The organism is Pseudomonas sp. Mn2068 (genome assembly GCF_049319725.1).
Taxonomy (GTDB): Bacteria; Pseudomonadota; Gammaproteobacteria; order Pseudomonadales; family Pseudomonadaceae; genus Aquipseudomonas; species Aquipseudomonas gingeri.
The window spans coordinates 31017-56243 of sequence record NZ_JBMOUG010000011.1; the positions used below are offsets into that span (position 1 = coordinate 31017).

22 protein-coding genes are annotated in these 25227 nt (G+C 63.3%); 13 read left to right on the forward strand and 9 right to left on the reverse strand.

All coding sequences use genetic code 11. The annotated features are described in order from the left end of the window. Positions 1-100 precede the first annotated feature (100 nt). Both ACL9RJ_RS22630 and argE read left to right on the forward strand, forming a co-directional pair. Positions 101-775, forward strand: a complete 675-nt coding sequence (locus ACL9RJ_RS22630; protein ID WP_017128271.1) for a DUF1028 domain-containing protein — start codon at positions 101-103, stop codon at positions 773-775. Beyond that, entirely contained in the window at positions 776-1927 is a 1152-nt protein-coding gene (gene argE / locus ACL9RJ_RS22635) for an acetylornithine deacetylase (protein ID WP_017128270.1), read from the forward strand. A 6-nt stretch (positions 1928-1933) separates the two neighbouring features. On the opposite strand, the gene ACL9RJ_RS22640 is transcribed toward argE, so the two are convergent. Next, positions 1934-2848, reverse strand: a complete 915-nt coding sequence (locus ACL9RJ_RS22640) for a LysR family transcriptional regulator (protein ID WP_017128269.1) — start codon at positions 2846-2848, stop codon at positions 1934-1936. Between the two features lie 388 nt (positions 2849-3236). Here ACL9RJ_RS22640 and ACL9RJ_RS22645 point away from each other — a divergent pair, with 388 nt between their 5' ends. The 5 genes from ACL9RJ_RS22645 to ACL9RJ_RS22665 all read left to right on the forward strand — a co-directional run bounded on the left by ACL9RJ_RS22645 (position 3237) and on the right by ACL9RJ_RS22665 (position 9357). Continuing rightward, the gene (locus ACL9RJ_RS22645) at positions 3237-4727 is read left to right on the forward strand and encodes an aldehyde dehydrogenase (protein ID WP_017128268.1); all 1491 of its coding nucleotides are present in this window, start codon (positions 3237-3239) and stop codon (positions 4725-4727) included. A 74-nt stretch (positions 4728-4801) separates the two neighbouring features. Continuing rightward, on the forward strand, positions 4802-6436 hold the full coding sequence (locus tag ACL9RJ_RS22650; RefSeq protein ID WP_177119566.1) for a GMC family oxidoreductase: 1635 nt from the start codon (positions 4802-4804) through the stop codon (positions 6434-6436). Between the two features lie 298 nt (positions 6437-6734). Next, the gene (locus ACL9RJ_RS22655; RefSeq protein WP_017128266.1) at positions 6735-7721 is read left to right on the forward strand and encodes an ABC transporter substrate-binding protein; all 987 of its coding nucleotides are present in this window, start codon (positions 6735-6737) and stop codon (positions 7719-7721) included. Positions 7722-7729: 8 nt separating this feature from the next. Further along, positions 7730-8533 (forward strand): ABC transporter permease, encoded by an 804-nt coding sequence (locus tag ACL9RJ_RS22660; protein ID WP_017128265.1) that lies wholly within the window; start codon positions 7730-7732, stop codon positions 8531-8533. Beyond that, complete coding sequence (locus ACL9RJ_RS22665; RefSeq protein WP_042936353.1) at positions 8521-9357, forward strand: ABC transporter ATP-binding protein; 837 nt, start codon at positions 8521-8523, stop codon at positions 9355-9357. Before ACL9RJ_RS22660 ends, ACL9RJ_RS22665 begins: the two co-directional genes overlap by 13 nt. A gap of 76 nt (positions 9358-9433) precedes the next feature. On the opposite strand, the gene ACL9RJ_RS22670 is transcribed toward ACL9RJ_RS22665, so the two are convergent. Further along, a complete protein-coding gene (locus tag ACL9RJ_RS22670; RefSeq protein ID WP_177088354.1) occupies positions 9434-9652 on the reverse strand; it encodes a hypothetical protein in 219 nt (72 codons plus the stop codon). Between the two features lie 522 nt (positions 9653-10174). On the opposite strand from ACL9RJ_RS22670, the gene ACL9RJ_RS22675 reads away from it, so the two are divergent. Continuing rightward, entirely contained in the window at positions 10175-10594 is a 420-nt protein-coding gene (locus tag ACL9RJ_RS22675; RefSeq protein WP_177130184.1) for a hypothetical protein, read from the forward strand. Positions 10595-10660: 66 nt separating this feature from the next. Next, a complete protein-coding gene (locus ACL9RJ_RS22680; protein WP_422765691.1) occupies positions 10661-10966 on the forward strand; it encodes a hypothetical protein in 306 nt (101 codons plus the stop codon). Positions 10967-10994: 28 nt separating this feature from the next. Here ACL9RJ_RS22680 and ACL9RJ_RS22685 read toward each other — a convergent pair whose 3' ends face one another. After that, the gene (locus tag ACL9RJ_RS22685; RefSeq protein ID WP_017128256.1) at positions 10995-12179 is read right to left on the reverse strand and encodes a sugar transporter; all 1185 of its coding nucleotides are present in this window, start codon (positions 12177-12179) and stop codon (positions 10995-10997) included. A gap of 179 nt (positions 12180-12358) precedes the next feature. Further along, positions 12359-13978, reverse strand: coding sequence for a methyl-accepting chemotaxis protein (locus ACL9RJ_RS22690; RefSeq protein WP_103032796.1), 1620 nt, complete (start codon positions 13976-13978; stop codon positions 12359-12361). Positions 13979-14454: 476 nt separating this feature from the next. Between ACL9RJ_RS22690 and ACL9RJ_RS22695 the strand changes: the two genes are divergently transcribed. Together ACL9RJ_RS22695 and ACL9RJ_RS22700 are read left to right on the forward strand one after the other, a co-directional pair. After that, a complete protein-coding gene (locus tag ACL9RJ_RS22695; RefSeq protein ID WP_017128255.1) occupies positions 14455-14664 on the forward strand; it encodes a hypothetical protein in 210 nt (69 codons plus the stop codon). Between the two features lie 83 nt (positions 14665-14747). Continuing rightward, the gene (locus ACL9RJ_RS22700; RefSeq protein ID WP_017128254.1) at positions 14748-15419 is read left to right on the forward strand and encodes a class I SAM-dependent methyltransferase; all 672 of its coding nucleotides are present in this window, start codon (positions 14748-14750) and stop codon (positions 15417-15419) included. A 64-nt stretch (positions 15420-15483) separates the two neighbouring features. On the opposite strand, the gene ACL9RJ_RS22705 is transcribed toward ACL9RJ_RS22700, so the two are convergent. The 5 genes from ACL9RJ_RS22705 to ACL9RJ_RS22725 form a co-directional block, all read right to left on the reverse strand. After that, positions 15484-17130, reverse strand: a complete 1647-nt coding sequence (locus ACL9RJ_RS22705; protein WP_042936348.1) for an HAL/PAL/TAL family ammonia-lyase — start codon at positions 17128-17130, stop codon at positions 15484-15486. Positions 17131-17194: 64 nt separating this feature from the next. Next, complete coding sequence (locus tag ACL9RJ_RS22710; RefSeq protein ID WP_209436761.1) at positions 17195-18544, reverse strand: MFS transporter; 1350 nt, start codon at positions 18542-18544, stop codon at positions 17195-17197. Positions 18545-18559: 15 nt separating this feature from the next. Further along, positions 18560-20209 (reverse strand): urocanate hydratase, encoded by a 1650-nt coding sequence (locus ACL9RJ_RS22715; protein ID WP_103032795.1) that lies wholly within the window; start codon positions 20207-20209, stop codon positions 18560-18562. Then, a complete protein-coding gene (locus tag ACL9RJ_RS22720) occupies positions 20206-21306 on the reverse strand; it encodes a DUF917 domain-containing protein (RefSeq protein WP_017128250.1) in 1101 nt (366 codons plus the stop codon). The genes ACL9RJ_RS22715 and ACL9RJ_RS22720 overlap by 4 nt, the downstream gene beginning before the upstream one ends. Before the next feature lie 183 nt (positions 21307-21489). After that, a complete protein-coding gene (locus ACL9RJ_RS22725; protein WP_017128249.1) occupies positions 21490-22374 on the reverse strand; it encodes a LysR family transcriptional regulator in 885 nt (294 codons plus the stop codon). Positions 22375-22553: 179 nt separating this feature from the next. Here ACL9RJ_RS22725 and ACL9RJ_RS22730 point away from each other — a divergent pair, with 179 nt between their 5' ends. Next, on the forward strand, positions 22554-23927 hold the full coding sequence (locus ACL9RJ_RS22730) for a dihydroorotase (protein ID WP_103032794.1): 1374 nt from the start codon (positions 22554-22556) through the stop codon (positions 23925-23927). Further along, a complete protein-coding gene (locus ACL9RJ_RS22735; RefSeq protein ID WP_178990288.1) occupies positions 23924-25177 on the forward strand; it encodes a Zn-dependent hydrolase in 1254 nt (417 codons plus the stop codon). Before ACL9RJ_RS22730 ends, ACL9RJ_RS22735 begins: the two co-directional genes overlap by 4 nt. The last annotated feature ends 50 nt before the right edge of the window (positions 25178-25227 follow it).

A 25227-nucleotide genomic window follows, 5' to 3' on the forward strand; every position in this document is an offset into this window, starting at 1 on the left:
ATGGACAGAATGCCGTCATACCCACCCCGCGCCCGGGCGGCCTTGAACAGGTTGCCCGGGACGCGGATGGCGAGTCTGGCCGGAAACAGGATACCCCACCATGACGTTTTCCATCGTCGCCCGTTGTGCCGAAACCGGCCAGCTGGGCATAGCCATCAGTTCTTCCAGTATTGCCGTGGGCGCCCGCTGCCCCTGGCTGCGTCCCAGCGTGGGCGCGGTCGCCACCCAGAACATCACCCTCCCCGCCTTGGGCCCGCACGTCCTCGACCAGCTGGAGCAAGGGCTGTCGCCGACCCAGGCGCTGGACAAGGCGCTGACCAGCAACGGCTACAGCCAGTTCCGCCAACTGACCGCGATCGACCACCTGGGCAATACCGCGCACTTCAGCGGCAGCGAAACCCTGGGCTGTCACAACGCGCTGTCCGGCGAACAGTGCGTGGCCGCCGGCAACCTGCTGGCGAACACCGCGGTGATCGAGGCCATGGTGCGCACCTTCGAGACCAGTGGCGGTCAGCTCGCCGATCGCCTGATCGCAGCGATGCAGGCCGCGGTGGCCGCCGGGGGCGAAGCCGGCCCGGTGCATTCGGCGGCGATGGTGGTGGTCGGCGAACTGATCTGGCCGATCATCGACCTGCGGGTCGACTGGGCCGACGAGGACCCGGTCGGCAAACTCGCACAACTGTGGACCGATTACCGCCCGCAGATGCAGGACTATCTCGTCCGCGCCCTCGATCCGACCAAGGCGCCGAGTTACGGCGTGCCCGGGGACGAATGAATGAGCAGCAGCCGTGAGGTACTGGCCGCGCTGATCGACTTCGACACCACCAGCCGCGAGTCCAACCTGCAACTGATCGAATTTGTCCGCGACTACCTGGCGCGCCTCGGCGTGCCTTGCGAGTTGATCTTCAATGAAGAGCGCAGCAAGGCCAACCTGTTCGCCACCCTGGGCCCGGTTGATCGCCCGGGTATCGTGCTGTCCGGCCACACCGATGTGGTGCCGGTGGATGGCCAGCCCTGGACGGTGGCGCCATTCGAACTCACCGAGCGGGACGGCCGCCTGTACGGCCGTGGCACCGCCGACATGAAAGGCTATATCGCCTGCGTGCTGGCGGCCGTGCCGCAGTTGCTGGCGGCGCCGTTGCGCATGCCGGTACACATTGCCCTGTCCTATGACGAGGAAGTCGGCTGCCTGGGCGTGCGCTCGCTGCTCGCCGAGCTCGCACAGCGACCACACAAGCCGCTGCTGTGCATCATCGGCGAGCCCACCGAACTCAAGCCGGTGCTGGGCCACAAGGGCAAGCTGGCGATGCGTTGCGATGTCCATGGCGCGGCCTGTCACTCGGCCTATGCACCGCAGGGCGTGAATGCCATCGAATACGCCGCCGAACTGATCGGCGAACTGGGCCGCATCGGCTCGCGCCTGCGCGCGGCCCATCTGCATGACCCGCGCTTCGACCCGCCCTTCAGCACCGTGCAGACCGGCGTGATCAGCGGCGGCAAGGCGCTCAATATCGTCCCCGCCGACTGCCGTTTCGACTTCGAGGTGCGCGCCCTGCCCAGCCAGGATCCCCGTGACGTCGCCCAACAGCTGGCGCAGTACGCCGAGCAACAGGTGCTGCCGAAAATGCAGGCGGTGGACGCCGGCAGCAGCATCCGCTTTTCCCAGCTGTCGGCCTACCCCGGACTGGCGACCGACCCGCAGAGCCAGGCGGCGCAGTTGATTGCGCAGTTCTGTGGATCGAGCGACTTCAGCACCGTCGCCTTTGGCACCGAAGGCGGCCTGTTCGACGCCATCGGCATCCCCACCGTGGTCTGTGGCCCTGGCAGCATGGACCAGGGCCACAAGCCCGATGAGTTCGTCAGTGTCGAGCAACTCCAGGCGTGCGATGCCATGCTCGCGCGCCTGACCCAGGCGCTGCGAACCTGACCCGGCTCAGGCGCCCGGCTTGGGCGCCAGCACTTCGCGACAGTGATCGACAAACAGCTGCGCCGGCTTGGTCAACTGCGAGCGGCGCAGCCACGCGGCGGACAACCCCGAGCCGGTGACCGTTTCAGCCAGGGGCACGCGCACCACTTTCTGCCCGTCGTAGGTGTAGTCCGAATGCGGCCGGGTCACCAGGATGGAAAATCCGAACCCGCGCCCGACCATGCCCCGGACCATCTCGATGGAGGGCGAACTGAACAGGATGTTCGGGGTCAGGCCCCGCTCCTCGAAGATGCTCACGAAGTAGGTGCGGCTGGGCTGCACATCCAGCAGCACCATCGGTTCCAGTACCAGGTCGTTCAACGAGACCTTGGCCTGGTTGGCGAAGCGATGACCTTCCGGCAACAGCGCATAAGGTTGCTGCGGCGCCATCAGTGGCACGGTGTCGATGGTGCTGTCCAGGTCGTGCTCGTAAAGAATCGCCAGGTCGATACTGCCGGAGGTCAGCGCCTGCACCAGTTCCTGCTGCTCGCCATCGCGGATACGGATTTCCACCCCCGGCCAGCGGTCGCGAAAGCCGGCGATCAGGCGCGGCAGATAGAGTGGCGCGACGGTTTCGAAGCAACCGATATCGATCTGCCCGGCGACCACATCGTTGTCCGCCAGGGCGTTCTGCTCGAACTCGTGGGCCACCCGCAGCAGTTCCTGGGCCTTGCGGTAGAAACGCGCCCCGCTGGGAGTCAACGACACACCCTGGGCGTGATGACGAATGAACAACTGCACGGCAAAGCTTTCTTCCAGGTGCTTGATCGCGGTCGAGACCGAGGGCTGGGCGATATAGAGCTTGCGCGAGGCTTCGGCGACGCTGCCGCACTCGACGGTGGTCACGAAATATTTGAGTTGTCGCAAGTTGTAAGCGGCCATGGCTACCTCGGAAGTGGCAAAGCGAATGCATCGACAGCACCCATCAAGAATCGGGCCGGGTCCCACAGGAGCGGTGCTTGCCCGCGCAGCTTTCGCAGGGCTCAAGGGCCCCTTCGCGGGCAAGCCTCGCTCCCACAAGGTTAGGTGATGTTTTCCATCTCCCGTTTTCCTGGATTTTGCGGTGTTCGCGGCGCGCGATAAACCAGTAATTTCCTCGGGCCTGACCTTAAAAAACCTGTCCAGGCGTGCGCCATCACGGTGCAGGGCTGGTGAGTTTTTTTATCGATAGCGAAGACATTTTTACTAATTTCCCGAGTCGCGTGCTTACCCCACTATCGAGGCCACCGATCGTGAACATAGCTCGTCGCGGGCTATCAGGGAGAATGCAGTGACTGACTTGAACACCTGGCAGCGCCTGGCCGGACAACAACGCCTGATCGATCTCGCCTGCATCGACGGGCGCGCCCACGCCGCCCGGGACGGGCGTACCTTCGCCGTTATCAACCCCGCCACCAATGCCCTGCTGGCCCATGTCGCCGCCTGCTCCGAGGCCGATATCGATCTGGCCGTGAGCGTGGCCCGCAACAGCTTCGCAAACGGCCCCTGGGCCCGCATGCAACCGCGGGAGCGCAAGGCGATCCTGCTGCGGCTGAGCGAACTGATCCTGGCCCATCGCGAGGAACTGGCCTTGCTGGATTCGTTGAGCATGGGCAAGCCGGTGATGGATGCCTACGCCATTGACGTCCCCGGCGCGGCCCAGGTGTTTGCCTGGTATGCCGAAAGCCTCGACAAGCTGTATGACCAGGTCGCGCCCACCGGGCCGGGCACCCTGGCGACCATCACCCGCGTGCCCCTGGGCGTGATCGCCGCCGTGGTGCCCTGGAATTTCCCGCTGGACATGGCCGCCTGGAAACTCGCCCCGGCCCTCGCCGCGGGCAACAGTGTGATCCTCAAGCCCGCCGAACAGTCGCCCTTCTCCGCCCTGCGCCTGGCCGAACTGGCCCTTGAGGCCGGTGTGCCGCCGGGCGTGCTGAACGTGGTCACCGGCCTTGGCGAACAGGCCGGTCGCGCCCTGGGCCTGCACCCGGATATCGATGCGCTGGCCTTCACCGGTTCAACCCAGGTCGGCAAATACTTCATGCAATACGCCGCGCAATCGAACCTCAAGCAGGTCTGGCTGGAATGCGGCGGCAAAAGCCCGAACCTGGTCTTCGCCGATTGCCAGGACCTCGACCTGGCGGCGGAAAAGGCCGCCTTCGGGATCTTCTTCAACCAGGGCGAAGTCTGTTCGGCCAACTCGCGCCTGCTGGTGGAGCGCTCCATTCACGATGAGTTCGTCGAGCGCCTGCAGGACAAGGCCCGGCACTGGCAACCGGGCGATCCCCTCGACCCGGCCAGCCGGATGGGCGCCCTGGTGGATGCCCGGCAAGCCGCGCGGGTGATGGCCCATATCGACCAGGCCAGCGCCGACGGTGCCCGCCGGGTGGCCGGTGGCGAACGAGTGACGATCAACGGCTCGGACAATTTCATCCAGCCGACGCTGTTCACCCGGGTCAGCCCCGAGATGCGCCTGTCCCGCGAGGAAGTGTTCGGCCCGGTGCTGGCGATCAGCGCCTTCGACGACGAAGACCACGCGGTACGAATGGCCAACGACCATGTCTATGGCCTGGCCGCGTCGGTGTGGAGCGACGACCTCAACCGCGCTCATCGCGTCGCCTCGCGCCTCAATGCCGGCACCGTGTCGGTCAATACCGTGGATGCGCTGGACGTCTGCGTGCCCTTTGGCGGCGGCAAGCAATCGGGTTTTGGCCGCGACCTGTCGCTGCATTCGTTCGACAAGTACACCCAGCTGAAGACCACCTGGTTTCAACTGCGCTGACCCTGGACTGCCCATGACCTCGCGGGCCGGCATACCGGCCCGCCTCCATCCATTACCTTAGCGGGGACACGCGCATGAAGACGCACTTCGACTATGTCATCGTCGGCGCCGGCTCATCGGGCTGCGTACTGGCGAACCGGCTGAGCGCCGACCCGGCCATCAGCGTCTGCCTGATCGAGGCCGGCGGCCACGACAACAGCCCACGCATCCAGACGCCGGCCGGTACCATCACCCTGTACAAGAGCAAAAAGTACAGCTGGAACTTCTTTTCCGCGCCGCAGCGCCACCTGGGCGGCCGTAGCCTGCACACACCGCGGGGCAAGGCCCTCGGCGGTTCCAGTTCGATGAACAGCATGATCTATATTCGCGGTCATGCCAGCGACTACGACCGCTGGGCGCAAGCCGGTTGTCCGGGCTGGGACTGGGCCGGGGTGCTGCCCTACTTCAAGAAATCCGAGAACAACCGGCTCGGCCAGGACCCGCGCCTGCATGGCAGCGCCGGCGAGCTGAATGTCGAGGCCGCCCGTGATCCCAACCCGGTGTCGACGCTGTTCGTGCAGGCCGCCGAGCGCCTGGGCCTGCGCCGCAACGACGACTTCAACGGCGAACGGCTCGAAGGCTGCGGGATCTACAACCTGACCCAGAAGAATGCCCGCCGGCTGTCCAGCTACCGGGCCTTTGTCGCGCCAGTGATCGACCGCCCCAATCTCACCGTGCTGACCGACTGCACCGTACAGTCGCTGATCGTCGAACTGCGCACCGCCAAGGGCGTCAGGGTCGAGGTGGACGGCAACCGGCACACCCTGCACGCCTACCGCGAGGTCATTCTCTGCGCCGGCGCCCTGGGCAGCCCGCAACTGCTGCTGGCGTCCGGTATCGGTCCGGCGCAGGAACTGCAGGCAGCCGGTATTGCGGTGGCCCACGACCTGCCCGGCGTCGGCAAGAACCTGCAGGACCACCTCGACGGCCTGGTCACGATCCGCTCCAGGAGCCCCTTGACCCTGGGATTCTCCCTGAGGTCCCTGCCGAGCGTGCTCGCCGCACCGCTGCGCTATCTGCTGGAAAAGAAAGGCTGGTTGACCACCAACTACGTCGAGGCCGGAGGCTTTGCCCGTACGCCCCTGGCCGATGCCCTGCCGGACGTGCAATTCCACTTTGTGCCGGGTTATCGCAGCCATCGCGGGCGATTGTTCGAATGGGGCCATGGCTACGCCCTGCATACCTGCGTGCTGCGCCCGAAAAGCATCGGCTCGCTGCACCTGGACCGTGACGGCAGGCTGGTCATCGATTTCAACTTCCTCGCCGATCCGACCGATGCCAGGGTGCTGGTCGAAGGCCTGAAGCTGGCCCGGCGTATTCTCGCCGCGCCGCAGTTCGACGGGATTCGGGGTGAGGAAATGCTGCCCGGCAAGACCGTGCAAACCGATGAACAACTGATGGACTACGTACGCAACCATGCCTCGACAGTGTTCCACCCGGTGGGCACCTGCAAGATGGGCGTCGATCCCATGAGCGTGGTCGGCCCCGATCTCAAGGTCCATGGCCTCAAGGGGCTGCGGGTGGTCGACGCCTCGATCATGCCGACCCTGGTCAGCGGCAACACCAACGCGCCGTGCATCATGATCGGCGAGAAAGCCGCGGACCTGATCCTGCGACAAGCGCCCCTGGGCGCCGCCGACGCGCGCAGCAGCGACCTTCTGGCAAGCTGATTGCTACTGCTGTGAAAAACGCCGCCACCCCGCACCGGGTGGCGGCGTTGTGCTGCGGGTTCGCCGGCCTGGAACGGCCGTCCCGGAGGATTTCGCCGCCTCAAGGCCAAGACAGCTTTTTCCTCATTAGCGACGACATATTTACTAATTTTCCTGGCTCGCGACATCAGCCAACATCAACCTCGCCCCAAAGAGGCACAAGGTCCGTCAGAGACCGCCAGGTCTGCTCAGTTTTTGGCGTCTAGCCCCACTGCCCCGAAATATACGAACTAAAAAACCATCATTCCGGGAGTGCACAATGATCAAGTCTTTCGTCTCGCGCTGCATCCGTCCGCTGGCCCTGACCGCTATCGCCGCCGGCGTTGCCAGCGGTGCCCAGGCCGGTACCCTGTCGATCGGTCATACCACCTGGGTCGGCTACGGCACCCTCTACCTGGCCAAGGACCTTGGCTACTTCAAGGAAAAGGGCCTGACCGTGGAGTTGCCGACCATCGAAGAAGCCTCCATGTACATGGCCGCCCAGGCCTCGGGCAAATTGTCCGGCTCGGCCTCGACCCTGGACGAGATCCTCAAGTACCGCCCGCAGTTCTGCTTCAAGGCCGTGGCCGCCCTGGACGAGAGCCATGGTGGCGATGGTGTGCTGGTGGGCAAGGACGTCAACAGCCTGCAAGACCTCAAGGGCAAGGCCGTGGCGGTCAACGAAGGTTCCGTCTCGCAGTTCTGGCTCAACTACCTGCTGAAGAACGCCGGCATGAAGATGAGCGACCTGACCATCCAGAACATGACCGCCGACGACGCGGCGACCGCCTTTATCGCCGGCCGCGTCCCCGCCGCCGTGACCTGGGAACCCCACCTGTCCACCGTGCGCGCCAAGCAGACCGGCAAGGTACTCGTGGACAGCAGCAGCACGCCAGGGGTGATCGTCGACGTGGTGGCCCTGAGCTGCGATGTGGTCGACAAGCAGCCGGACGATATCAAGGCCCTGGTCGCCGGCCTGTACAAGGCGGTGCAGTACACCCAGGAGCACCCGCAGGAAGCCTACGCGATCATGGCCAAGGGCGTGGGCGGCTACCTGGCGGATCCGAAGGAACTGGCCTCGGCGGCCAAGGGCGTGCGTTTCTATGACCAGGCCATGAGCGAAGCCCTGCTGGGCAGCAACGGCAGCAAGGGCACGGCTGAAAACGTCATCAAGCTGGCCAACGAGACCGCCAGCGAGTTGCAGGGCAAGCCTTACAACGTCAGCTACAGCGATCTGATCGACAACCGTTTCATCACCCCGAAATAGGAGGCGGCATGTCCAAGCGTAATTCGTGGTTCAACCGTTGCCTGACGCCCAAGACCGGCTTGCCGATCCAGGTGATCTGGAGCGCCAGCGCACTGGCCTGGGCGCTGCTGATCGGCCTCTGGGCCGTGCTGTCCTACGGTGGCGTGGTGCCGGCGATGTTCCTGCCCACCCCGGGCGCGGTCATGGATGCGGCCCTGCGCCTGGCCCATGACGGCACCCTGGGGCCGCATGTCTGGGCCAGCGTGGAAGTGGTCATGGTCGGTTTCGTGATCTCTTCGGTGGTGGCGGTGCCCATCGGCTTGCTGATGGGCAGTTTCCGGGTGGTGCAGGCGTTCCTGGAACCGCTGGTCAACTTCATCCGCTACCTGCCGGTGACCTCGTTCGTGCCGCTGTTCATCCTGTGGATCGGCATCGGCCTGGAACAGCGGGTCTCGGTGATCATCTTCGGGGTGTTCTTCCAGCAACTGGTGATGATCGCCGACGTGTCCAAGGGCATTTCCAAGGACCTGATCAACGCCTCCTACACCCTGGGCTCCACCCGCAGGGATGCGGTATTGCACGTCATCGCCCCGGCCTCGTTGCCGGGTGTGCTGGACACCTTGCGCGTCACCATGGGCTGGGCCTGGACCTACCTGGTGGTGGCCGAACTGGTGGCGGCTTCCAGCGGCCTGGGCTACCTCAGTCTCAAGGCCATGCGAGGCTTTCAGGTCGACGTGATTTTCCTGGCGATCGCTGTCATCGGCCTGCTGGGCCTGGTCACCGATCAACTGTTCAGACTTCTTCGCTTGAAGGTGGCCGCATGGGCTCAGTAACCGCGACAATGCCAAGGCTCGTCACGCCGACGAACATCGCCCCCGAGGCCGCTGCGCGGCTGCGGGTCGACAATGTCAGCCTGCAATACAAGACGCCCTCGGGCGACACCTTCACCGCGTTGGAAAATGTTTCTTTCGAAGTCCCCGACCAGCAGTTCGCGGTCCTGGTCGGCCCTTCGGGCTGCGGCAAATCGAGCCTGCTCTACCTGACGGCGGGGCTGGCCGAGCCTACCTCGGGCGAAATCTACGTCGGCGGCCAGCAGGTCGACGGCCCCGGCGCCGACCGCGGCATGGTGTTCCAGAGCTACACCCTGTTTCCCTGGCTGACGGTACGCAAGAACATCGAGTTCGGCCTCAAGCGCCGTGGCATCCCCGCCGCCGAGCGCCGCGAGACGGTCGACTACTACCTGAACGAAGTCGGCCTGCTGCGCTTTGCCGACAACTACTCCAAGCAACTGTCGGGCGGGATGATGCAACGGGTGGCGATTGCCCGCGCCCTGGCCAACGACCCGCAGATCCTGCTGATGGACGAACCTTTCGGCGCGCTGGACAGCCAGACGCGACTGCAGATGCAGCAACTGCTGCTGAAGGTCTGGGAAAACACCAAGAAAACCGTGTTGTTCGTAACCCATGACATCGACGAAGCCATCCTGCTGGGGGATCGTATCTTCGTCATGGGTGCCCGGCCCGGGCGGATCAAAGAGGTACTGGATGTACCCATCGGTCGCCCGAGAAACCTGGACATGGTCATGGAACCTTCGTTTATCCGGATGAAGCGGGAGATCTTTCACCTGCTCCATGATGGACCGGAGGAACAGCACTAGGCCGGGCTTATCTTCGGGGACTGGAAGGCCCAATCGGTGAGGATTGGGCCAGGTTTCTTCTTGGGGGTTTGGTATTTCAAGCGTCACATTTGAGTTTGTGCTGATCCCATCGCTTCGCCAGCAATTCAAGCTCTTGATTTTCGTTGTGGGCAATGGACTGGCGAGAAAGACGTCCATTGATGATGATCGTGAGAACGGCGGCTTCGGCACCTAGCAGGATTACCACCGTCTGAACCCAAAATCCGATGGTTTCACCAAGAATCTTGAGTGGCTGCTCTATGGCAACTGAATCCATTCAATAATCTTCCCATCCATCCTTTATGCAGGCTGTCATCACATTGTCCTCCTGATTGGTGCTTTCCATGGCTTAACAACATCTCGACGGACGCTACACCACCGAGGAGCCTCAAGTACCTGCCATGAAACGTTTTGAGAAAAAAGCAAACCGTGTCGCGACAAAGGGTAAAAGGAGACGAGCCGTACACAGGTTTGCAGACCGGCAACAAAGGAACCGGCAGGCCAAAGCCTCCTGCGCACAACTCGCCATAACGTGGACACCAAACGCTGATTGCGCGGCGCTGTGCGCCTGCTCCCTATGGCTGCGAAGCTCGCGCCTCCGAATTTTCGGCGACCTCTCGAACCAACGGTATCCGCCGCATTTGGTGCACGCAATGCTCTTCCATGCCTGAAATACGTGGGAAATATTAGATTTTTCAGCAAGCTACTTCTTCATAAAAAGCAATGGCAAGTAGCCATATCCCTTGCGCTGGTTATTTAGTAGCATCTTGGGCTTAACCACTTTTCTACAAGGAATGTTATGAAGCGGGTAGTCACTTTTCTTCTCTTGGCAACCCTTTTGGGTTGCTCAAAAAAAGATGCTGAGTCTGCAATTTCCGATATCACCGTCTACGCCATCGCTTATGCCATCCACTACAAGGACACTCACAATCCTGCGCTCGCCGCCCAATGTGCCAGAAGTGTTAGCGAGAAATATGCAAATTTGACTGACATAGAACAAATCGCCGCGTTTGCGCCCAAGGCTTTCAAGGGGTTGAGGGCGACTTACCAATGCGCAGCGTCACAGATGGCTTATGCCAATGACTTGCTCAACGCCAGGGAAATCAGCTCCGTCCCGATTCCGCTGATCTGCTTCGAAAAAGAGAACATGGCGGCCATGCAGGCACTGGAGCCTGCCACTCGGGAATTCATCGTTCCCGTCTGTAGCACCAAGAGCTAATGAAGGACTCCATGGACCTGAGCGTTCACACTGCCCTCAGTTCAAAATGTTGCCTGAGAAGAAACCATGTTTGATTTTATCCTCGGGATTCTGCAAGGAGTGGACCTTCTGGATTCCGAGGCCCAGAAAGACAACTCGCCCACATGGCTTCGACGACATCGAAAGTTGATCCGGGTGTTGTTTATCATCTGCATGTACCCCTTCTACGCAGGACTGCTGATTCTCCTGATCATATGGTTGATCAACCTGGGGCCAGTGGCGCAGAAAGTGGCTATGGGGGTAGTCGCGATCCAGGTGCTGGGCCTCCTCGCATTACTGGATCGCCGGCGCCGAACTCCCCGAGCTGCGGGCCGCCGCTCAAACGGGACTTGAGCTCATCCCAGCCCATCGATAGTGGAGCTCAGGCCCCCGCTGCTGCCCGATTCGCGCGATAAACCGACCAGCCATAAAACGCCAGGGCCACGCCCGCCAGCACGCCGCCCACCACACCGATATAGGCGAATCCGAGCTGTCGGCCGACCCAACTGCCCACCAGTGCTCCGCCACCGATGCCGATGTTGTAGATCCCCGAGAACAGTGCCATCGCCACATCGGTAGCGTCCGGTGCCAGCACCAGTACCTTGCGCTGCAGCGACAGGCCGAAGCCCATGATCGCCATGCCCCAGAACACGCTGAGCACGCCCAGGGTCGAAACGTCCCCGCTCAACGGCAGCAGCAAGGCCAGGCACACCACCAGTAACGAGGTGGCCGCGATCAGAAAGCTTTGCGGGTGCTGGCGGTTGAAGCGACTGAACAGCAGCGACCCGAAAATCCCCGCGCCCCCGAACAACAGCAGGATCAGGGTCACCACCTCGCCACTCATGCCCGCCACCGTCTTGATGAAGGGTTCGATGTAGCTGTAGGCCGTGAACTGCGCGGTGATTACCGTTGCCGTGAGGATGTAGACCGCCACCAGGGCAGGACGCTTGAACAGCACCGGCAGGCTTCTCAGGGAACCCGAGTTCTGGCTTGGCAACAGCGGCAAGGTCCTGGCCAGCCACAGTACCAGTGCGCCGGCCATCAAGGCGATCACCAGGAAGGTGGTGCGCCAGCCCATGGCTTCGCCGAGCAATCGGCCCAGGGGAATACCCAGCACCATCGCCATGGACGTACCGGTCGCCAGCAACCCCAGCGCCTGGACCTGCTTGCCCGGTGGCGCCACCCGCACCGCCAGGGAGGCGGTGATGGACCAGAACAATGCATGGGACAAGGCGATGCCGATACGGCTCACCATCAGGACGCCAAAGCCGGTGGCCAGGCTGGACAGCACATGGCTGACAATAAACAGCCCGAACAACACCATCAACAATTTGCGCCGCTCGACGTTGCGGGTGAGCAGCATGATCGGCAGCGAGGTCAGCGACACGACCCAGGCGTAGATGGTGAGCATCAGCCCGACCTGGGCGGTCGACATGTCGAAGCTGTCGCCGATGGCGCTCAACAGGCCGACCGGCACGAACTCGGTGGTGTTGAAGACAAAGGCGGCCAAGGCCAGGGCAATGACCTGGTGCCAGTTGCCGGTGTGTTCAGGTGCAGGGGTGTTCATTGGAAATCCGTCATACGCTATCAAGGCTCAAGCGGCCGGGAGGTTATTCGCCGGGCGCTTGAAAGAAAAGCAGGTCGAGGTGAAATGCCTGACTCATGGAGTGCAAGTATCGCTCCTTGGAGAGGATTCGTTGCGGGAAAGTTGCGATCGGCTTCGTGAAATCCCGGCCCCGCCGCCCCTCAGACCTTGAAGCGCCCGACCGTGGCATGCAGATCGCCGGCCATCTGCGCCAGTTCCTGCCCCGACCTGTCGGTCTGCTGCGCCCCCAGCATGACCTGCTCCGACAGCGTGCGAATGCCCACCAGGTTACGATCCACCTCCCGCGCCACCTGCGCCTGCTGTTCGGTGGCGGCGGCGATCAACTGATTACGCTCGTTGATCTGCGAGATCGAGCCGGTGATCTCATCCAGCGCCTCGCCCGAGCGTTGCGCGATGGCCAGCGTGGCACCGACCAGGTCACGGCTGTTCTGCATGGCCGTGACCGCCTGCCCGGTGTCCTGGCGGATATTGCCGATCATCTGCTCGATCTCCTGGGTCGACACCTGGGTGCGATGGGCCAGCGCCCGCACTTCATCGGCCACTACCGCGAAGCCACGTCCGGCGTCTCCCGCCCGTGCCGCCTCAATGGCCGCATTGAGGGCCAGCAGGTTGGTCTGCTCGGCAATGCTGCGGATCACGTCCAGCACGGCGCTGATGCCCTGCACGCGGTCGGCCAGTTGCTGGATGCGCCCGGAAGTGTCGGTCACACCGTTTGCCAGGGCACCGATGGAAGTCACGGTTTCCTGCACCTGTTCACGCCCGCGCTGCGCCGTCTGCTCCGACACCCGCGACGCTTCGCTGGTGCTGATCGCATTGCGCGCCACCTCCTCCACGGCCGCCATCATCTGGTTGACCGCCGTGGCCGCCTGTTCGATCTCCAGTCCCTGGGCCTTGAGGCTGGTGCTGGTCTGGCCGCTGACCCGGCTCAAGGCCTGCGAGGAACTGGCCACGCGATCCACCGAGGCGGCGATCTGCGTGACCAGGGTGTGCAGGTTCTGCTGCATCGCCTGCATATGAGTCATCACACTGACCCCGTTGCCCGGGCGCGCCGGCACCTCGATGGTCAGGTCGCCCTCGGCGATCAGGCTCAGCACTCGCGCGGCATCGGCCGGTTCGCCCCCCAGGGGACGGGTGACACTGCGAGTGACGATAATCGCCGCCACACCAACCGTGACCAGACACAGCACAAACAGCCCCAGCATATTCAGGCGGGCATCGTCATAAAGGGTTTGCGCGGCGACCTGGCGCTCGGCGAACAGCCGGCCCTGGAAAGCCATCAGCGCATCCAGGCTCTTGTACACCTCGCGCTCGGCGGGGATCACCTGCTCATTGAGCTGCGCCGTGGCCTCGTCGATCTTGCCGCCACGAATCAGCGCCTGGACCTTCACAAAGGCGGCGACATACGCCTCGCGACGACTTTTCAGCGCGGCGAAAGCAGCCTTGCCTTCAGCGGTTGGCAACAACGGCTCCAGAACCGTGAACGCCTGGCTGATCGCCTGCCGGGTGGCGTCGATGGACTGCTGCACCTGCTGGTTGTCCTTGTTGATCAGCAAGTCGCGGGTATTGCGGCCGTTGTCGCGCACGCCGGTGGCGATCACCATGATCGGATCGATCTTCGGCCAGTCCTGCTTGACGATCACCACCGCCTGCTCCTTGAGGATCTCCATGTCATGCGAGGCATACAGCCCCATGGCGATCAGCGCCAACGGCGCCACGGCAAACCCTATGACAATACGTTTGGCCGTACTGAGTCTGGACATATCAACTGCATTCCCGATCGATGGTTGCCCGAACAAAAAAACGCCTGAAGCCTTTCGGCTCCAGGCGTCGTTGCCTGTTCGAATTCATGGTGCAAAGTGGCCAGGCGGATACCGCCCAATCGGCATCGATCCTCGTTGACCGATGCGGCGTGCCTGCCTGGTGCTGGAGACCGGCAAGCGTCAGGTAATGGCTTGCAGCGTTTGTGCCATCAGTGCGGCCAGTACTGCTGGCCGTCCCTGATACCCCGAAACGCGCAACTCCAGGTCATCAGCAGCCGCTTCAAATGGGCGCAAGAATGGATCGGGTGCACCGGCATGGTGAGTCCAGGTACTGAGCAAGCAGTCCATTGACGAGAAAAGAGAGTCGGCAGTCGAACGGAAAACTTGGCGCGAGGTTCTGTCGCTATAATGCTCGGCGGCAGCTGACTGTTGGCCTGCCATGAATCAATCTGCCCTTAATCGTCGAAGGTCCGCAAATGCCAAAGACACAGCCATCAGGCACCTCGACCGCCACCGCGGCAGACATCGAAAAATCCATCCAGGCCTTGAACAAAATGGCCGAACGGCTGTGGGGGGATGGTCGCGAGACCGAGGCCAAAGCCCTTCTCGATGCCCTGGATGCGTTGAACCGGGCGCTGGACAGGATCCGGATCGGCGAGAGTCGCCGGGCGGTGACGCTTCATTGAGTGACTTGGGGGCTCAGGCGCAACGGGATGCACATGCGCCTGTCCTATGCTTGTGCATCTGACTCTCCGTTCAGGACATTGAAATGCCTGCCTCCGAATCCCCGCTCCTGCAAAGCTGGCACCACAACGCCCACGCCTGGATCGATGCCGTGCGCAGCGGCGCCATCGAAAGCCGCCGCCAGGTCACCGACCAGGCCATCCTGCTCGCAGTGCTAGGCCGTCAGCCCGAACGCGTGCTCGACCTGGGCTGCGGCGAAGGCTGGCTGTTGCGGGCGCTGGCGCAACGGGCCATCAACGCGGTCGGGGTGGACGGCGATGTAACCCTGGTCGAAGCGGCGCGGGCGGCGGGTTCCGCGCAGGTGCATTTGGCGAGTTATGAAGAGTTGGTGGCGGCAACAGTCGACATCGGCCGCGATTACGAGCTGATCTGCGCCAACTTCGCCCTGCTGCACCAGGACATCATCCCGTTACTCGCCGCCATGAGTGCCCTGCTCGCCCCCGGCGGAGCGCTGGTGATCCAGACGCTGCATCCGTGGACCGCGGCGGCGGGCGATTACCAGGATGGCTGGCGAACCGAGACCTTCGACGGATTCAAGGGACAGTGGCAGCCCATGCCGTGGTATTTCCGTACCCTGTCCAGCTGGCTCAACGCACTGGATATGGCGGGTTTGCGACTGGCCACCCTGCAGGAGCCACAGCACCCGCAAAGTCCCGTGCCGCAGTCGTTGCTGTTAGTCGCCGAGCAACGGGAGTGAGCGCTCAACCAGGGGCTCAAACACAACACCCCCAGGGCGCGCCACATGGCTATCGCGCAATCGCTCACTCTGGCCTGTAAGCCCGCGCCACCGCTTCAGCCGCCGCAAAATCCGGGGTCATGGCCCGGTCGGTGGCCATGAAGGTGACCTTCCTGCGCAGCGCGTCATACAGGCCCGCGGTCTTCGGCGCCAGGACAAAGCCCTTGCCGCCCTGCTTGCGCAGGTCGATCGCCTGGGCATCATGTACGAGCACGATGCCCAGCAGCTCGTAGCTGTTGTCGATCTGCTGTTGCAGGCGCTCGACCACCATCGGTGCGTTGGTGGCGATGTCCTCGATATCGCCGGCCACCGGAAAGTAATCCATGGACACCGGCATCGCCAGATTCTTGTTCTGCATCGCCAGCATCGCCGCCGGTTTCTCCATGGCGCCGAATGCGTGGACCGTCTTGTCGGTACCGAGGAAACGCGTAAGGCCAGTGATGCCCGGGTTGTTGAGCTTGATGATCTGCTGCACGTTGGCCAGGGAGTTGTGGGCCAGGGCCAGGCTCAGTTGCTCGAACGCCAGCACCCAGGGCAGCGGCTCGAAATTGGCGCTGGGCAGCACCGCGCCTTTCACGCCGTTGCTGTCGACATAGCCGAAAGCGTCCTGGTCGCGGTCCGACGGCGCGCTGACATCCAGGGCGATGCCCGGGTTATCGTCGGAGTGGTTGAGCTGGATGGTCAATTGCTCGTTGGCCAGGCCGTAGCTGCGCTGCAGTTCGGCGAGCAGGTACACGCCGGAACGGAAGCTCAGCGGATCCTGCAACGGCCGCTGGTCGTCGTGCTGCCACAGGCTGGCGCCTTGCAGCAAATCCCGCAGCTGCGCGCCCATGGCCCGCACTTCGGGGTATGGTCGCAGGGCCAGGGTGTTTTCCAGGAACGGCGAGACGTTGCCGTTCAGGCCTTGCAAGCTCAGGGTGAAGGTCAGCGTATTGAGCGGCAGCAGATGGGCCAGGTCATTCAACGCCAGGGCGGCATTGGCGGCAGACCAGGCATTGGAGCTGAGGATCGACAGGGCATCCTTGGCATACGGCACGATGGCCTTGGTGCCCGTGCTTTGCAGCGCCTGCTTCGCCGGGACCCTGGCCCCCTGATAGAACACCTCGCCTTCCCCCAGCATCGCCAGGCCGACATGGCTCAGCACGGTGATATCACCCTCGCCCACCGAGCCGTGAACCGGCACATACGGCGTGATGCCCTTGTTCAGGAAAGCCACATAGGCATCAACGATCTCTGGCGCCACCCCGCCGCTGCCGGTGAGCAGGGTATTCAGGCGCACCACCATGGCCGCACGTACGGCGCGTACCGTGGCCGGGGCGCCCGCACCGCCGGAATGTGCGTGCAACAGGCCGATATTGAATTGGCGCGAGGCCTCAATCACTTCCTGGCTCAATTGACCATGGATGTCGACCATTTTCCGGTCTTTGTTAAGCCCCACGCCGACGGTCAGGCCGTAGATTTTCTGACCGTGGCGAGCCGCTTCGAGCAGCACCTGATGACCTTGCGCGACGCGCTGGGTGGCCGACGCCACCACCGTGACCGGTTCGCCATCCGCCACTTGGGCGATGATCGCCGGCGTGATGGATCGGCCATCGAGTTGCACCGCGAAAATGAACGGGCTGAATCCTGCGCACACCGTGGAAACCAACAGCAAAGCGAGCCTGTTTAGCATGATGAACCTTCGAGGTTATGCAAGTGGGGAGTGGCAGGGACCGGTTGGCCGGCCCTTGCACGGATCATTGGGTGGATGAGGTGTTACGGGCGATGGAACACAAGGTCAGCAGCGCGATGACACTGGCGATCATCACGTACCAGGCCGGGGCAAAACGCGTGGCGGTGTTATCCGCCAGCCATGTCAGGATCGCCGGAGCAAAGCCGCCAAACACCGTGACCGCCAGGTTGTAGGAAACGGACATGCCACTGGCCCGCACCTCGGTGGGAAACAGGTCGGCCAGGGCCTTGGGCGCCACGCCGACAAACAGCGAGATCAGCGCGCAGAACAGCGTTTGCACCAGGATCAACATGCCGGTGGTGTGAACCTGATCGAGCAGCACCAGCAACGGATACGGCGCGACCAGCAACAACCCCGCCCCCGTGGCGAGAATGCGGTAGGTGCCCACCCGATCGGACCAGGAGCCGGCCATCACACAGGCCACGACCATCGCGCAGTTGCCGATCAGCGCGGCGAGAAACGCCTGGTGACTTTCAAAATGCAGCACCCGCTGCATATAGATCGGCATGTAGATCACCAGCGAATACACGCTGATGGCCCACAACACCGACAACCCGGTGCCCTGGAGCAGTGCGCGTTGCTGGCTTTTGAACAGGTGCATCAGGGGTGCCAGCGGGGCCGCCTCGGGCTGATGCTCGCGACGCGCCTGCTCGGCCTCGAACACCGGGGTTTCATGCAGGGTACGACGCATCCACAGGCCAATCGGCGCGATGGACAACCCCAGGATGAAGGGAATACGCCAGCCCCAGTCGCCGACCTGCTCATGGGTCAGGGTCAGGGTGACCGCCGTGGCCACCAGTGCGCCCAGCACGTTGGAAATGCCCATGCTCGCCTGCAACCAGGACGCGTACTGGCCTTTTTTATCGGCCGGCGCATGCTCGATCAGGAACGCCGCCGCCCCGCCCACTTCACCACCGGCGGAAAAACCCTGCAGCACCCGTCCACACAGGATCAACAGCGGCGCACCGATACCGATGGCGCTGTAGGGCGGCGCGAACGCGATGATCGCCGTGCCCGCCGCCATGGTCAGAATGGTCAACATCAGGGCGGCCTTGCGCCCTACCCGATCGCCGTACGCGCCGATCACCAGTGCCCCGAGGGGGCGGATCACAAAGCCGATGCCGAACGCCAGGAACGCCTCGAACAACTGCGCCCCCGCGTCCTGCTGCGCAAAGAAGTTCTGCGCGATGTACACCGCAAAAAACGCGTACACCGAAAAGTCATACCACTCCAGGGCATTGCCGATGGACGCGGCGGCAATCGCCCTGCGCCCGCTGTGGTGCCCGGCCGGGACCGCCGTCCCGGGGGGGACGGAGTGAATCATCACGGGCGCAATCGTGTTTTTATTATTCATGCTCATCGCCTGGGGTCAGTGGGCTGCCAACGGGATATAGGGCAAGGCCTTGCGGGAAATTTCGTCGAGCGACTCCGGGTAACCCGCATCGGCATAACGCATCACCCCGACGCTGGTGTCATTGGTCATCACCAGCTGCAAGCGCTGTGCCGCGGCCTCGCTGCCATCGGCCACGGTGGTCACGCCGGAGCTGGTCATATAGCCGCTGTAGCCGCCGCCACCGGAGTGGATCACCACCAGGTCGGCCATCGAGCAGCAGTTCATCAGCGCGTTGAGCAACGGCCAGTCGGCGATGGCGTCGGAACCGTCGCGCATGTTCTCGGTCATGATGTTCGGATGGGCCATGGCGCCGGCATCCAGGTGATCGCGGCTGAAGGCGATCGGGCCCTTGAGCCGACCGTCGGCGACCATGCGGTTGACCTCCAGCGCCAACTCGGTGCGCTCACCGTGGCCCAGCCAGGCGATCCGCGCCGGCAAGCCCTCAAACGGCACGTACTGGCGCGCCAGGTGAATCCAGTTGCTGACGATCCGGTTATCGGCGAATCGCTGCAGCAGGTAGTCGTCGATCACGCGGATATCGTCACTGTCGTTGGACAGCGCCATCCAGCGAAACGGCCCGATGGCCCGGCAGAACAGCGGCCGCAGATAGGCCTCGGTAAAGATCGGAATCTCGAAGGCACGGGACACGCCGCCCTGATGGGCGTGGGTACGGATCAGGTTGCCGTTGTCGAACACCACCGCGCCACGGTCCTTGAAGCCAAGCATGGCTTCCACATGGGCGACGATGGAACGGCGGCTGGCGTCCATCAGGCCATTGATATCGCTTTCACGCTGCTGCCTGACCTGCTCCAGGCTGTAGCCGGCCGGCACGTAGCCATAGACCAGGTCGTGGGCGGCGGTCTGGTCGGTGACGATATCGGGGACGATGCCCCGCGCGAGGATCTGCGGATAGATCTCGGCAGCGTTGCCCAGCAGGCCGACGGAGATCGGCACGCGTTTCGCCCGGGCGTCGGCGATCATCGCCAGGGCGCTGTCGAGGTCCGGCGCCTGGTGTTGCAGGAAGCCGATCTTCATGCGCTTGTCGAGGCTCTTCTGGTTGACCTCGACGGTGAGGATCGTCGCGTTGCACATGGTGCCGGCCAGGGGTTGCGCGCCGCCCATGCCGCCGAGGCCGGCGGTGAGAATGAAGCGCCCGGTCAGGTCACCATTGAAGTGCTTTTCAGCGATACGCGAGAAAATCTCGTATGTGCCCTGGATCACTCCTTGTGAGCCAATGTACTGCCAGGCGCCGGCCGTCAGCCCTCCCCAGCAGATCAGGTTGTCTTTTTCCCACTGGTAGAAATTTTCCGCCCTGGCCCACTGACCGACCATATTGCAGTTGGCCATGATCACCAGCGGCGCATTCGCGTGGGTCTGCAACAAGCCGATGGGCTTGCCGGACTGGATCATCAGCGTCTGGTCTTCACGCATGGTTTTCAGCGCGTGGACGATGGCATCGTGGGACGGCCAGTCCCGCGCCGCACGGCCCAGGGCGGCATAGACCACCAGTTCCTCAGGGTTTTCGCCCACCGCCAAAACGTTTTCCAGCAGGCGCAACAGGGCTTCCTGGCGCCAGCCGCGGCACCGCAGTTGGTTACCGCCGGTCACGGTGAAAGACTTGCTCATGACCGCGCTCCCTGATCCAGGTAGCTGAACAATTCAATCCCCAGGGTCTTCTCCACCGAGGGGTACACCGCCGGGTCAATCACCGACGACGACAGCGGAATCTGCCGATGGTGAATATGGAAAATCACCACTTCCATGCCCGGCTTGAGCTGACCGGCGCTGATGGGGTTGCCCTGCATATCCAGGGTGGTGATCACGTCCGGGTAGGTCGCCAGTCGCTGGCCCTGGGCATCGTCCACCGCCATGTGCTCATTCATCACATGCACCCGGCACATCCCGCTGCCCTGGCCAATATCCACCACCCCCACATCGAACGCTTCGTCGGTGTAACGCAAGGTGTTGGCCGTGACCTTGCCACTGCCGAGAATGTGCCCGCCGGTGTAGCTGCAGATCGCGTCGATCACCGCGCTGCCGCCCTTGCCGCCGGCGGCGATGATCGCCTCGCCCAGGCCGAGGGCCTGGCTGATACCGCCGAGCGCGGCGTGCTGGCGAACATAGGAAGCGGGAATCGGGTTGCGGCAACTGGCGATAAAGCCACCCGACATGTCGGACGCCTTGCGCAGGATCGGTGAGACTTTGGCGGTGGCGCCCTTGACCACCAGTTCGATGTAGGCGTTGTTCTTGCGGTTGCCGCCCACGGCGGCCTGGATCATCGGTGCCGTGCTGGACGCCAGCCCCAGGGAGCCCATGTCGCCGGTGGGGTGCGCCCGCAGATCGCCGACGGCATCGATGACCTTGGTGCCGAGAATTGCCGACGGCAACCAGCCGTTGAGGGTGCTGGACATGCCGTTCTGGCCGACGATCAGGCCATGGATCGGCGCGCCCAGCTCCTGCTGTACCAACTGCACGGCCTTGACGTAATCGACGCCGAGCATCTGCCAGTCGGTGAGGCCACCGGGCGCACCGATGGCGGCGGCCGTGGCGATCCAGGCGTCATCCGCCACTTCATCCAGGCTGACCAGTTCCGGCCGGCCGATGGTCACGGCCAGACGGCCCAGTTCAAGGCCATGCTCGACCCAGCCACCGCCCCCACAAGCGAAGACGGAACCGCCCTTCACCGCGGCGTCCACATCCTTCAGCGTCAACACGCGCCCCATGTCTATTTCCTCTTTCGGCCTGTCTGATTATTCGTCGCGCACCGGCTCCAAAAGCCTTGGCCAATGGGTGGTTGCGCTGCATGGAGCCGATACTAGGGGGCGTTCAATCGTGTTGTCGTATTACTTTTTATTGCTTACGCATAACAGAATGTTAAGGATTTTTCTGACGCACTCGCAGGCCGATCAGCCCTGAACCTTCACCGCTTCCAGGGTCTCGATAAAGCGCTGGGCCAGGCGCGACAACGGTTCGTACATGCCGTGGACGATGCTGATCGGCGTGTTCGCCGTGGGCTCCACCGGACGGAACACCACGTTGGTCCACACCGGCCCCAGGGCGGTGATTTCATCGAGCAGGGCGATGCCCGCCCCGGCCTGTACCAGTGCACAGGCCACGTGAATCTGCTGCACCTCCACCGCCGAACGCAGGACGATATTGCGCTCGGCCAGCAGCTTCCTCACCAGGCGGCCGACGGGAATGTCGGTGCCGTAGCCAATGAACGGCTGATCCACCAGGTCCTCCAGTTGAATCACCGATTTGGCCGTCAGCGGGTGATCCACCGGTAGCGCAGCCACCAGGCGGTTTTCGTACAGCTCGCGGGATTCGACATTGGGATGGCCTTCGTGCAGGAAGGCGATGCCCAGTTCCACCTGCTGGGTGATCACCGCCTGCAGCAGCACATCGGGAATCATCGTGTGCAGGATCACCCGTGCCTCGGGCAATTCGCGGTGAAAGCGGGCGATGGCCGCCGGAATCAGGCTCAGCCCCAGGCTGGGGCTGCAGGCGATGCGCAGGTGGCCCATGCGATTCTGGATCAGGTCTTCGGCCACCTCATTGACTCGCTGCACCCCCTGATACACCGAGTTGACCTCGGCAAACAGAATGCGCGCCTCGGGCGTGGGGTACAGCCGTCCCTTGATGCGCTCGAACAGCACCAGGCCCAGGCGCTGTTCGGTGTAGGACAACAACCGTGACACCGCCGGCTGTGACACGTGCAGCAGTTTGGTGGCGCCGCTGATGGAGCCGGTCAGCATGATGGCGCGAAACACTTCGATCTGCTTCAGGTTCACTTCGGTCGCTCCCGCAAAAGGCATAACAACGTGTTATGCATGAGCAATAAACAAGCATAAGACATGATGAAAACGCGCAACTTACACTGGCCCCCTCATCGGTACAAGACGACAAGAAAGGCCTGTCGCTTCTGGCTTTTCCAGACGCAAACAGGCAACTGAACGAGGGTTCCAAGCACATGGGCGAGTACGATTTAATGGTGTTGGGCAACCTGGTCGATGCAGACCGGGTAACCGAAAACGGTTGGTTGGCGGTGCGCGACGGCAAGATCGCCGCCAGCGGCAACGGCCAGCCGCCACAGGCGCGGGAGGTGCTGGATGCACGGGGCAAATGGGTGTTGCCCGGGGTGATCGACGGCCAGGTTCATTCCGGCAGCCAGGCCAACCAGGAAGGCCTGGGCTGGGCTTCGCGGGCGGCCGCCGCTGGCGGGATCACCGTGATGGTGGACATGCCCTACGACGATCCGGAGCCCATGGCTTGCCGCGAGTTGCTGGAAGGCAAGATCGCCGAGGTGGAGCGCGATTGCCATGTGGACGTGGCGCTGTTCGGCACCCTGAACAAGACCCATGGTTTCGCCGCCGCGGCCGGGCTGATCGAGGCCGGTGTGTGCGCCTTCAAGTTCTCCACCTTCGAGGCCAGCCCCGGCCGTTTCCCGCGCGTGGAAGAAGACGATCTGCAGACCGCCTTCGAACTGATCGCCCCCAGCGGCCTGGCCTGCGCCGTGCACAACCAGATGCAGGAACTGACCCGCAAGAACATCCAGGCCTTGCAGGCGGCCAACGACACCGGCTGGGACGCGTTCCTTCGCGCCCATACGCCGCTGATCGAAGACCTGGCCACGGTGCAGATCTATGAAATCGGCGCCCAGACCGGCGCCCGCGCCCATGCGGTGCATGTCTCCACCTCCCGAGGCTTCGAGCTGTACCAGATGTACAGGAACGCCGGGCACGACGTCAGCATCGAGACCTGTGTGCAGTACCTGATGCTCAACCACGAGGAACACACCCGCCGCTTCGGCGCCAGGACCAAGCACTACCCGCCGATTCGTCCCAGGGCCGAGTCGGAAAAACTCTGGGGGCATATCGCCGAAGGGCGTTGCACCTTCGTCTCGTCCGACCACGTGAGCTGGGGCCTGGAGCGCAAGGGCAATCCGGATGTGTTCAAGAACGCCTCCGGTGGCCCGGGCCTGGAAACCCTGCTGCCTGCCTTGTGGACCGGTTGCGAGCAGCATGGTCTGCCGCCCACCACCGTCGCCCAACTGCTGTGCCGCAATCCCGCCCGGCACTTTCTGCTGGATGACCGCAAGGGTTCGTTCGAGGTGGGCAAGGATGCCGACTTCGTGATTCTCAACCCGCAAAAATACCGCTTCGACCCGAGCACCAGCCTGTCCGCCGTGACCTGGAGCGCCTTCGAAGGCATGGAGTTCAGCGTGCGCGTCGAGGCCACCTATTGCCGGGGCCAGGCCGTGTTCAAAAACCACACGATCATCAACCAGGCCGGCTATGGACGCTTCCTGCGCCCCCGCGCCAACACCGTGGAAGCCAGCCAATGAACGTCACTGACCTGATCAACTCCGAACGCCTGTGGGCACGCACTGTGCGCCTGTCCGAATTCACCCGCGACGACATGCCCTGGACCCGCCGGGCCTTCAGCCCGTTGTTCATGCAAGCGCGCGAGTGGCTGACCGCGCAGATGGAAGAAGCCGGTCTCAGCGTGCACCTCGACGCCGGCGGCAACCTGATCGGCCGCCGCGAAGGCCGGAAAAACCTGCCCGCTCTGGTCACCGGTTCCCACTGCGACACCGTGGTCAGCGGCGGGCGATATGACGGCATTATCGGCGTGCTGGCCGGTATCGAAATCGCCCAGCGTTTCAAGGAACAGGGTATCGAGCTGGATCATCCCCTGGAGGTGATCGACTTCCTTTCCGAAGAACCCAGCGACTATGGCATCTCCTGCGTGGGCAGCCGCGCCTTTTCCGGAGAGCTGGACGCCGGCCAACTGGCGGCCAGAAACCAGGCGGGCGAAACCCTCGCCGAAGGCATGCGCCGCATCGGCGCGCGACCGGAGGCCCTCGCTCGCCCCCTGCGCCAGCCCGGAGAAACCGCCGCGTTTGTCGAGTTGCACATTGAACAAGGACCGGTGCTGGAACGGGCCGGCCTGCCGATTGGTGTCGTGACCCATATCGTCGGCATTCGTCGTGCGCTGATCACCGTGATCGGCCAGCCCGACCACGCCGGCACCACGCCGATGGATATCCGTCGCGATGCCCTGGTGGGCGCGGCCCATGTTATTGACCAGGTGCAGCGCATGGCGGCGACACAAAGTGGCAACCCGCATTACGTGGTCGCCACCGTTGGCCGCATCGCCATGACACCGAATGTGCCCAACGCCGTGCCGGGCTGGGTCGAGCTCATGCTGGAAGTGCGCAGCGACAGCCAGCAGGTGCTGGATACCTTTCCGGAAGCCATCATGGCCGAGTGCGAGACACGTCTTGAGGCGTTGCTATTGGAGGCCAAGATGGAACACGTCAGCCGCGCCCGCCCCACCCAGTGCTCGGAAACGGTGATGCAGGCCATCACCGAAGCCGCCGATGGCCTGGACCTGCCCAACCGTCGCCTGCCCAGCGGCGCCGGGCATGACGCGGTCTATGTGGCGCCGACCGGCCCCGTCGGCATGGTGTTTATTCCGTGCCTGAATGGCCGCAGCCATTGCCCGGAAGAGTCGATCACCGAAGAGCAACTGGCCCGCGGCGCGGCGGTATTGGCCCAGAGCCTGATCAATCTGGACAAGCGCCTGGGGTAAGGCGGAACACCTCCACAGAAACGGCACCCACGATGCCGTTTTTTTTTCAG

Excerpts from the sequence above, each read along its gene's own strand:
- ACL9RJ_RS22715 (WP_103032795.1), bottom strand. The coding sequence starts at position 20,209 with ATGAGCAAGTCTTTCACCGTGACCGGCGGTAACCAACTGCGGTGCCGC.
- ACL9RJ_RS22680 (WP_422765691.1), top strand. The coding sequence starts at position 10,661 with ATGTTTGATTTTATCCTCGGGATTCTGCAAGGAGTGGACCTTCTGGAT.
- ACL9RJ_RS22675 (WP_177130184.1), top strand. The coding sequence starts at position 10,175 with ATGAAGCGGGTAGTCACTTTTCTTCTCTTGGCAACCCTTTTGGGTTGC.
- ACL9RJ_RS22705 (WP_042936348.1), bottom strand. The coding sequence starts at position 17,130 with ATGCTAAACAGGCTCGCTTTGCTGTTGGTTTCCACGGTGTGCGCAGGA.
- ACL9RJ_RS22720 (WP_017128250.1), bottom strand. The coding sequence starts at position 21,306 with ATGGGGCGCGTGTTGACGCTGAAGGATGTGGACGCCGCGGTGAAGGGC.
- ACL9RJ_RS22660 (WP_017128265.1), top strand. The coding sequence starts at position 7,730 with ATGTCCAAGCGTAATTCGTGGTTCAACCGTTGCCTGACGCCCAAGACC.
- ACL9RJ_RS22650 (WP_177119566.1), top strand. The coding sequence starts at position 4,802 with ATGAAGACGCACTTCGACTATGTCATCGTCGGCGCCGGCTCATCGGGC.
- ACL9RJ_RS22735 (WP_178990288.1), top strand. The coding sequence starts at position 23,924 with ATGAACGTCACTGACCTGATCAACTCCGAACGCCTGTGGGCACGCACT.
- ACL9RJ_RS22710 (WP_209436761.1), bottom strand. The coding sequence starts at position 18,544 with ATGAATAATAAAAACACGATTGCGCCCGTGATGATTCACTCCGTCCCC.
- ACL9RJ_RS22685 (WP_017128256.1), bottom strand. The coding sequence starts at position 12,179 with ATGAACACCCCTGCACCTGAACACACCGGCAACTGGCACCAGGTCATT.
- ACL9RJ_RS22690 (WP_103032796.1), bottom strand. The coding sequence starts at position 13,978 with ATGTCCAGACTCAGTACGGCCAAACGTATTGTCATAGGGTTTGCCGTG.
- ACL9RJ_RS22730 (WP_103032794.1), top strand. The coding sequence starts at position 22,554 with ATGGGCGAGTACGATTTAATGGTGTTGGGCAACCTGGTCGATGCAGAC.
- ACL9RJ_RS22640 (WP_017128269.1), bottom strand. The coding sequence starts at position 2,848 with ATGGCCGCTTACAACTTGCGACAACTCAAATATTTCGTGACCACCGTC.
- ACL9RJ_RS22670 (WP_177088354.1), bottom strand. The coding sequence starts at position 9,652 with ATGGATTCAGTTGCCATAGAGCAGCCACTCAAGATTCTTGGTGAAACC.
- ACL9RJ_RS22665 (WP_042936353.1), top strand. The coding sequence starts at position 8,521 with ATGGGCTCAGTAACCGCGACAATGCCAAGGCTCGTCACGCCGACGAAC.
- ACL9RJ_RS22655 (WP_017128266.1), top strand. The coding sequence starts at position 6,735 with ATGATCAAGTCTTTCGTCTCGCGCTGCATCCGTCCGCTGGCCCTGACC.
- argE (WP_017128270.1), top strand. The coding sequence starts at position 776 with ATGAGCAGCAGCCGTGAGGTACTGGCCGCGCTGATCGACTTCGACACC.
- ACL9RJ_RS22695 (WP_017128255.1), top strand. The coding sequence starts at position 14,455 with ATGCCAAAGACACAGCCATCAGGCACCTCGACCGCCACCGCGGCAGAC.
- ACL9RJ_RS22700 (WP_017128254.1), top strand. The coding sequence starts at position 14,748 with ATGCCTGCCTCCGAATCCCCGCTCCTGCAAAGCTGGCACCACAACGCC.
- ACL9RJ_RS22630 (WP_017128271.1), top strand. The coding sequence starts at position 101 with ATGACGTTTTCCATCGTCGCCCGTTGTGCCGAAACCGGCCAGCTGGGC.